At 73.6% G+C, this 2,699-nt stretch carries 3 protein-coding genes; all 3 read right to left on the bottom strand.

All coding sequences use genetic code 11. The features are described 5' to 3' along the window. Positions 1-220: 220 nt before the first annotated feature. Positions 221-1,081, bottom strand: coding sequence for a PP2C family protein-serine/threonine phosphatase (locus tag CCN33_RS29945; protein WP_086696453.1), 861 nt, complete (start codon positions 1,079-1,081; stop codon positions 221-223). 94 nt (positions 1,082-1,175) lie between these two features. Beyond that, the gene (locus CCN33_RS29950; protein ID WP_086696454.1) at positions 1,176-1,496 is read right to left on the bottom strand and encodes a hypothetical protein; all 321 of its coding nucleotides are present in this window, start codon (positions 1,494-1,496) and stop codon (positions 1,176-1,178) included. A gap of 60 nt (positions 1,497-1,556) precedes the next feature. Beyond that, positions 1,557-2,699 (bottom strand): hypothetical protein (locus CCN33_RS29955; protein WP_425275879.1); only part of this gene is annotated, 1,143 nt, incomplete at its 5' end.

The raw sequence follows: 2,699 nt of genomic DNA on the forward strand, positions 1-2,699 counted from the left end.
GCAGGGCGGCGACGGCCACGCCCGTCGGCGGCCAGATGGGGGTGACGACGGCCCCATCGACGGTGAGCTTGCAGAGCAGGCCGAGGCGCCCGGCCGCGAAGTAGCAGACCGCGACGGCCACGACCAGGGCGGCATGGCCGCCCGGCCGACGCGCTTCAGGGAATGCCGCCACCCGGCAACTCTCACACCGGTCGGCCGGGAGCGGCGAGGCGAACGCCGCCTATGGGCTGACGGCGCGGGGCTGGGCGGGCGGTGGCGGGGTGTGCGGGCCGTCGTGGCCGACGACGAGTACGGCCGCGTCGTCGTCGTGGCCCACATGCTCGGCGCCCTTGATCACGGCGGCGGCGAGCGCGTGCGCCTTGAGGCCGGCGACGGCGGCGATGCCCGCGAGGCGGACCACTTGGGCGAGGCCGTCCTCGACGTGCAGTGAGGGCCCTTCCACCACGCCGTCGGTGAGCAGGACGAAGACGCCGCCGGTGGAGAGCCGGTGCCGGGTGACGCGGTAGTCCATACCGGGCTGGATACCGAGCGGCGGCCCGCCCACGTCGTGGACGACGCCGGACTTGCCGTCGGCCGTGGCCCAGACGAAGGGGATGTGCCCGGCCCGCGCGCTCTCCAGGATGCCCGTGACGGGGTCCAGCCGGAGGAAGGTGCAGGTGGCGAAGAGGTCGCTGCCGAGAGTCAGCAGCAGGTCGTTGGTACGGGCGAGCAGTTCGCCCGGTTCGCTGGTGACGGAGGCGAGCGCGCGCAGCGCGGCCCGCACCTGGCCCATGAAGGCGGCGGCCTCGATGTTGTGTCCCTGGACGTCGCCGATGGTGAGGCCGATCCTGCCGTCCGGCATGGCGAAGGCGTCGTACCAGTCGCCGCCCACGTTGAGGCCCTGGTTGGCGGGGGCGTAGCGCACCGCGAGATGCAGGCCGGGGCCGCGGGGGAGGTCGCGCGGAAGCATGCCGCGCTGGAGGGCGATGGCCAGCTCGACCTGGCTGCGCTGCTGTTCCGCGCGCTCACGCGCCTGGGCGGTGAGCGAGCCGAGTCTGGCCAGCAGTTCGTCGCCTTCGTCCGTGGAACGCTTGCGGAACATCGTTCACCCCGGTGGGCGGTGATCCTGGCGGGCCGTTGTCTGGATTTTACCCATTCGGGCGCTTTTGACATCCGGGGCGGCCCGCCCTGGACCGTCAGTGCACCTGGGAGTCGATGCCGGTGATCACGGCGGGCCCGAGCGGTGCGGTGTTCTCGTCCAGCCCGACGGTGCGCAGGGCGTCGTCCGCGAGGCGGCGGGCCTCCTGCTCGGCGTGCTTGTTGTTGTCGGCCTCGACGGTGAGGTGAAGGGTGAAGGTGCCGTCCTCGTTGACATTGACGGTGTCGAGGTCCTCGGCGCTGCCCAGGTCGGTGCCGTGCGGGTCGGCAGGACGCAGGGCCCGGCCCAGCCGGGTGCGGGTGTCGGCCTCGATGTCCGTGGTGAAGGTGCCGGGCACGGTGATCACGTAGGTCGTCATGGTCGTCCTTTCCTCGAAGCCCCCGTCTACCCGCTTTCCGGGTCTTCGCACCGGCACGGGTCACAGGGGTGAGTGGACGAGCACCGTGACGTAGGCGCCGTACAGCACGGAGAAGACGGCCAGGGCGCCGCCGACCAGGAGGGCCGCGGCGGGACGGGTGCGCCAGGTGCGGGTGAGGGCGCGGGCGGCCGGGATGAGCAGCGGGAAGGCCGGCAGCAGGAAGCGCGGCTTGGAGGAGAAGGAGCCGGAGCCGAGGACCACCAGCAGCACCAGGACGCCGGCGAAGGCGACCAGGGCCAGCGGGGCGCGTTCCAGGCAGAGCAGCGCGAACAGCACCAGGCTGATCAGCACGAGGGCGAGGGCGGCGGGGTAGATGACCTGGCCGCCGTGGGCGAGCAGGGCGCCGACGAAGCGGGCGGCCCCGGCGCCGAAGTCGATGCGGGACCCCCAGGCGCTCTGCACCGTGAAGTAGCCGCCCGTCAGGTCGCCGGTGCACCAGCCGACCCAGAGGACGTAGCCGAGCCAGCCGAGCGGGGCGAGCAGGGCGGCCGCCCATACGGCCGGGGCGACCTGTCCGCGCCGCAGCCGGAGCTGTTGTGCGGCTGCGGCGATGACGCCGGCCGCCACGGCGAAGCCGGTGGGCCGGGCGAGGCCCGCCAGGAGGGCGAGCGTGCCCGCCCACAGCCAGCGGTCCTTGAGCACGCAGTACAGGGACCAGGCCGCCAGGGCGGCGAAGAGGGACTCGGTGTAGGCGATGGTCAGCTCCACCGCGTGCGGCAGCGCGGCCCACAGCGCGACGAGGGCGGTGGCGGTGGCGCGGCCGTACAGACGGTGGCCGATGAGGTAGACGCCGTAGGCGGCGACGACGGCGGCCGTCCAGGAGATGAGCACGGCTGCCGCGGCCGGGGTGAGCGGGAGGACGGTGTCGGCGGCCCGGACGAGGGCCGGGTAGAGCGGGAAGAAGGCCCAGTCGCTCTGCACTCCCCCGGTGGGGGTGATCCAGATGAGCCGGCCGTAGCCGTGCGCGGCGATGTTGAGGTACCAGCGCGAGTCCCAGGAGTGGGCGAGGTTGCGTACCAGGGGGCGGTCGGTCAGCGCGTTGGCGGCGATCACGGCGGCGATGCCCGCCGCGCGGACGGCGGCGAACAGCGCGAGGGCGAGGAGGGCGCCGTGGGGTGCGCGGTGGCGGACGATCAGGGGCAG

The organism is Streptomyces recifensis (assembly GCF_002154615.1).
Lineage (GTDB): Bacteria > Actinomycetota > Actinomycetes > Streptomycetales > Streptomycetaceae > Streptomyces > Streptomyces griseoluteus.

What these genes read in the sequence shown, in the direction of transcription:
- CCN33_RS29945 (WP_086696453.1), bottom strand. Translation starts at nt 1,081, where the DNA reads ATGTTCCGCAAGCGTTCCACGGACGAAGGCGACGAACTGCTGGCCAGA.
- CCN33_RS29950 (WP_086696454.1), bottom strand. Translation starts at nt 1,496, where the DNA reads ATGACGACCTACGTGATCACCGTGCCCGGCACCTTCACCACGGACATC.